This window comes from Streptomyces colonosanans, from assembly GCF_001866645.1.
Classification (GTDB): domain Bacteria; phylum Actinomycetota; class Actinomycetes; order Streptomycetales; family Streptomycetaceae; genus Streptomyces; species Streptomyces colonosanans.
In genome coordinates this window covers 1-5338 of sequence record NZ_MLYP01000020.1, presented here as the reverse complement: position 1 = coordinate 5338, position 5338 = coordinate 1, and the positions used below count along the sequence as shown (strand labels likewise).

Annotated in this window: 6 protein-coding genes; 1 reads left to right on the top strand and 5 read right to left on the bottom strand. The window is 69.2% G+C overall.

The features are described 5' to 3' along the window. The first annotated feature begins 288 nt into the window (after window positions 1-288). Window positions 289-747: a hypothetical protein gene (locus BIV24_RS31400; protein WP_079168076.1), complete on the top strand. Its 459-nt coding sequence runs from the start codon at window positions 289-291 to the stop codon at window positions 745-747. 68 nt (window positions 748-815) lie between these two features. Here the strand turns inward: BIV24_RS31400 and BIV24_RS07900 are convergent, their stop codons facing one another. From BIV24_RS07900 to BIV24_RS07880, 5 genes are all read right to left on the bottom strand, one after another. Continuing rightward, window positions 816-1373, bottom strand: coding sequence for a hypothetical protein (locus BIV24_RS07900; protein WP_079168077.1), 558 nt, complete (start codon window positions 1371-1373; stop codon window positions 816-818). A gap of 159 nt (window positions 1374-1532) precedes the next feature. Continuing rightward, window positions 1533-2216, bottom strand: coding sequence for a uracil-DNA glycosylase (locus BIV24_RS07895; RefSeq protein WP_071365469.1), 684 nt, complete (start codon window positions 2214-2216; stop codon window positions 1533-1535). A gap of 91 nt (window positions 2217-2307) precedes the next feature. Next, window positions 2308-3888, bottom strand: a complete 1581-nt coding sequence (locus tag BIV24_RS07890) for an ABC transporter substrate-binding protein (RefSeq protein WP_071365468.1) — start codon at window positions 3886-3888, stop codon at window positions 2308-2310. A gap of 192 nt (window positions 3889-4080) precedes the next feature. Continuing rightward, the gene (locus tag BIV24_RS07885) at window positions 4081-4839 is read right to left on the bottom strand and encodes an SDR family oxidoreductase (RefSeq protein ID WP_071365467.1); all 759 of its coding nucleotides are present in this window, start codon (window positions 4837-4839) and stop codon (window positions 4081-4083) included. Between the two features lie 20 nt (window positions 4840-4859). Beyond that, window positions 4860-5338: SDR family oxidoreductase (locus tag BIV24_RS07880; RefSeq protein ID WP_143064571.1), on the bottom strand; the 479-nt coding region annotated here is incomplete at its 5' end.

The window sequence follows — 5338 nt, the reverse complement described above, 5'->3', positions numbered from 1 at the left end:
GGCCGGGTCCTTCGCCGCGGACGTGCCGAGCCTGGACGCGGTGCGCACAGGAATGCGGGAACTGCTCGACGGGATGCTCGGCGACTGACCGCACCCTGCGGAAGTACCGGCTGACGGGGTAGCGGGTTGCGCCTCGCCGATCTGATCCACGAGCGGATCGACGGGGCAACCGGGGAGCTACGTCAGCCGCTGCGGTCCGGGCCCTCCGTACGGGCCGGGGTCACCCGTAGGGGGCATCCGCCGCCTGTCCGCTCCCCAAAACGAGCCGGACACAGCAGAGTTGCGCGCGTGCACCGAACGACAACGACCGCAACACTCCTGGTCACCATCTCGGCCCTCAGCGGCTGTGTGACCGTCGACCGACCGACCACTCCCGGCCCGCCTCCGGCACACTCGCACCCCTCGACACCGCACCCGGACGGCAGCGCGAAGACCCATGCCGTCCAGGCCCCGGCACGGGAGGCACTGGAGCTGGTCCGGCCCTCCCCCGACCCGTCGCCGTCCGCCGCCGGCCCGCGGCGCACGACCGGGCCGACCCCCACCGCCGTACCTACGGCGCCCCCGCACGATCGGTCCGCCGCCCCGCACCCGAAACCGACCCCTCCTCGACCGCACGTCGGGGAACCTCCCACGATCCGCGACGGTTTCCCCCGGAACACGGACATGTGCATGCTCGGCCGCAGGTACGGCAAGTGGCAGCCGAACAGCCCCGAGGCAGCCTTCTGCCAGGGCATTTACGGACGTTGAGAACGGAAGACGAGCCTTGTACCGAACCTCGTACGGAAGCCTTTCCGGAGCCGGCGGCCCGACACCCCCTACGGCCGCCGTCTCGGCGGCCCGAGGGTCTCCCCGCCCGGACCGTCCAGGGGGCCGGGCTCGGGCACGCCACCCGGCGGCTCCTCCTCCGCGAGCCGCTGCTCCAGACGTCCGATCGCCGCCCTGACACCCTCGCCATAGCCATCGTCACCGAGGGTGCCTGCCGCGCCGCGAGCCCGGCCCAGATGGACCCGGGCGGCCTCCGAACGGCCGAGCTTCACATAGTCGGCGGCCAGGTTCAGATGCAGCGAAGGGTAGAACGCGCGTACGACGAGTGCGCCGTCGTGCTCGGCGAGGCGTTCGTCCGTGAGTTCCTCCGCCGCCGACAACGCCCTCAGATCCCAGGCGAGTTCGTCGTCCGGCTCGTCCTGTGTGTCCGCCATGTAGTGTGCCAGCGTGCAGCGGTGCAGCGGGTCGCCGTCCTCGCCGATCTCCGCCCACAGTTGCAGGAAGCGGTTGCGGGCCTCTTCGCGGTCGCCGCCGTGGTGCAACATGACGACCTGCCCGATCCGGGTCATCACGGCATCCGGCGCCGCCTGCTCCTGTCGCTTCGCCACCGCGTCCTCCACGCTCGTCGCCCGTCCCCCCATGACGCTAGCCCCCACCCCGGACAATCGCGCTCAGGCGGCTCCGTACGCGCACTGGGCCAAGACGGTGACGACCGGGAGCGGCCGCGGCCACGACCGGCGGGGCGGGGCCGGAACGGGCCCCGGGCCTCACCCCAGATCCGGAATCGTCCAGTCGATCGGCTCGTGCCCCTGCCGGGCCACCGCCTCGTTGATCTGGGTGAACGGCCGCGAGCCGAAGAACTTCTTCGCGGACAGCGGCGAGGGGTGCGCACCCTTGACGACGACATGCCGCGTCTCGTCGATCAGCGGCAGCTTCTTCTGCGCGTAGTTTCCCCAGAGCACGAACACGGCCGGGTCGGGCCGGTCTGCGACGGCACGGATCACCGCGTCCGTGAACTTCTCCCATCCCTTGCCCTTGTGCGAGTTCGCCTCGCCCGCGCGCACCGTCAGCACCGCGTTGAGCAGCAGTACGCCCTGCTCGGCCCACGGCATCAGATAGCCGTTGTCCGGGATCGGCGTGCCCAGTTCCGCCTGCATCTCCTTGTAGATGTTCCGCAGGGAGGGCGGGGTCTTCACACCGGGCCGCACGGAGAAGCACAGACCGTGCCCCTGGCCCTCGCCGTGGTACGGGTCCTGGCCGAGGATCAGCACCTTCACCTGCTCGTACGGCGTGGCGTCGAGCGCGGCGAAGACCTCCTCGCGCGGAGGGTAGACGGGACCCTTGGCACGCTCGTCCTCGACGAACTCCGTGAGCTCCTTGAAGTAGGGCTCCTGCAGTTCGTCACCCAGTACGCCCCGCCAGGACTCCGGCAGCATGGCGATGTCGGTCACGTCAACTTCCTCCGATGTGCGGACGGTTCCAGGTCTCAGAACCTACAGGCGACCACTGACAACCGGCCCCCGGGCCCCCGCGCGGTCCGGGCTACCAGCTGGTCTTGCGGGACAGCTCCCACATCTTCATGATCGTCGACGGGTCCAGGGCCTGCTCCCCGCCGGAGATCTCCTCGCTCGCCGCCACGAACTGCTTGCCCTGCCACAGCGGCAGCAACCGGGCGTCGTCGACGAGGATCCGCTGGGCATGCTGGAACTCCTCGACCACGTTGCCACGGTCGCTCTGGCGCCGGGACTTGGGCAGCAGCACTCCGGTGATCTCCGTCGCCGGGTAGGGCGTGCCGAGCGCGTTCTGCTCACCCACGAACGGCGCGATGAAGTTGTCGGCGTCCGGGAAGTCGGGGAACCAGCCCCGCCCGGACACCGGGTACTCGCCCTTGTTGGCCCCCTGCTCGTACGTCTTCCAGGGGCGGCTCTTGAGGGTGACGGTGAACAGGCCCGACCCTTCGAGCTGGCTCTTCAGCTCACGGAACTCCGGGGCGGTCTCGGAGCCGTAGCGGTCGGTTGTGTACCAGAGAGTGAGCGGCACACGGCTCGTGATGCCCGCCTCCTGAAGGATCTTGCGCGCCTTGGAGGAACTGGGGTCGCCGTAGTCGTCGAAGAAGCCCGCGACATGCCCGGTGAGTCCCGTGGGAACCATCGAGTACAGCGGGTCGACGGTGTCCTTGTACACCTTGTGCGCGATCGCCGGGCGGTCGACGACCTGCGCGACGGCGCGGCGGACGGCGAGCTTCCCGGCCCAGGGGTCCTTCGGGTTGAAGACCAGATAGTTGATCGTGATGCCCACGCCCTCGACGAGCTGGAGGCCTTCCTTGGAGGCGTTGCCCTGGAGGGAGACGATGTCAGGGGAGGCGAGCCCCCGGTAGGTGACGTCGATCCGCTTCTCGCGCAGGGCGGAGACCATCTCGCCCGAGTCCTGGAAGTACTGGATGGTGACCGCGTCGTTCCGGAGCTTCGCAAAGCCCTTGTAGTGGTCGTTGCTGACGAGCTCGGCCCGACTTCCCTCCTTGTACGACTTGAGGCGGTAGGGGCCGGAACCCAGGACCTTGCCGTCCTTGCGCAGTGAGCGGGCCGGGTACTCGTCGGGGTCGACGATCGACATGGCGGGGGTGGCCAGTACGAACGGGAACGTCGCGTCGGGCTTGTTGAGGTGGAAGACGACCTCGCGGTCGCCGCTCGCGGTGACGCGGTCGAGGCTGCCCAGCAGGCCAGCGGGACCGCCGGGCGCGTTGATCGCGCGGATGCGCTCGATGGAGTACTTCACGGCCCGTGCGTCCAGCGGGTGCCCGTTGGAGAACGTCATGTCCTTGCGCAGCACGCAGCGGTAGACGAGGTTCGTGCGGTCGGTGAAGGAGCAGTCGTCGGCGGCGTCGGGCCCGGGTACCGTCGCGCCTGTCGGGTAGCTCAACAGGGTCTGGTAGATGTTGCGGAACAGTTCCCAGGAGCCGTCCCAGGAGGCCGCCGGGTCCAAGGTGCTCGGGGCACTGGTGGTGCCGACGACTATCGGCCCCTTGTCGGCGGAGGACGACGAGGAGAAGACGCCGCAGCCGGTTACCAGGGCGACGGACGTGATCGTCGCCAGCCGACGCAGACAACGAATCCGGTTGAACACGCGCGCACTCCTCGATCTGCCGTACCAGGGTTGGCGGCAGACCCTACCGCAGCGCAACGCCCGTTGAACCGGGTTCGCAAAGGTTCTTGATCACCACGTGATTGACGACGTTGTCATCCGTCTGTCTGTCTCGTGTACCGGGCACGGGCGCCTCCTCCGTACATGTGGCGCCCGTACCCAAAGCTCACCTCATCAGACCCCGGCGTTCAGGAAGAGGCCGCCGTCGACGACGAGCGTCTGGCCGGTGATCCAGTCGGACTGGTCCGACGTCAGGAACGCGGCGGCTCCACCGATATCGGAGGGCACACCGAGCCGGCCAAGCGGGTAGGCCATGGTGACGTCCGCCTCCCGGCCCTCGTACAGGGCCTTCGCGAACTGGGTCTTCACCACGGCCGGCGCGATCGCGTTGACCCGTACCCCGGGCGCGAACTCGTGCGCCAGCTGCTGGGTCAGGTTGATCATCGCGGCCTTGCTGACGCCGTAGGCGCCGACGAAGGGCGAGGCCGACAGGCCGGCGACGGAGGCGATGTTGACGATCGCGCCGCCGTTGTCCTTCTGCCAGGCGTGCCAGGTCCGCTGCGCGAAACCGAGCGCCGAGATCACGTTGGTCTCGAACACTTTGCGCGCGACACCCAGGTCGAGGTCGGCGATCGGCCCGAACACCGGGTTCGTACCGGCGTTGTTGACCAGGAAGTCGACCCGGCCGAAGGCCTCCATGGTGCGTTCCACGGCGAGGGCCTGGTGAGCCTCGTCGTGCGCCTTGCCCGCGACGCCGATGACCCGGTCGGCGCCGAGGCGCTCGACGGCCTCCTTGAGGGCGTCCTCGTTGCGGCCGGTGATGCAGACGCGGTCGCCACGGGCGACGAGGGCCTCGGCAACCCCGTGGCCGATGCCGCGGCTGGCGCCCGTGACGAGGGCGACCTTGCCGGAGGGTTCAGGCAGTGCAGTCATGTTCCGTGATCCCCTGGCCCTTAGTCGAGCGGTCCGCCGGCGACGTACAGCACCTGGCCGGAGACGAATCCGGCGGCGTCGCCCGTGAAGAAGGCGATCGCGTTGGCGATGTCGTCCGGCTCGCCGACGCGCTGGACGGGGATCTGGGTGGCGGCCGCGGCCTTGAAGTCCTCGAAGCCCATGCCGACCCGGTCGGCGGTGGCCTTGGTCATCTCGGTGGCGATGAAGCCGGGGGCGACGGCGTTGGCGGTGATGCCGAACTTGCCGAGCTCCTTGGCCAGGGTCTTGGTGAAGCCCTGCAGACCGGCCTTGGCGGCGGAGTAGTTCACCTGGCCGCGGTTGCCGAGCGCGGAGGACGAGGAGAGGTTGACGATGCGGCCGAAGCCCGCGTCCACCATGTGCTTCTGCACCGCCCGCGACATCAGGAACGCGCCGCGCAAATGCACGTTCATGACCGTGTCCCAGTCGGAGACGCTCATCTTGAACAGCAGGTTGTCGC

Coding starts and splice junctions, on each gene's coding strand:
- BIV24_RS07885 (WP_071365467.1), bottom strand. CDS start 4,839: ATGACTGCACTGCCTGAACCCTCCGGCAAGGTCGCCCTCGTCACGGGC.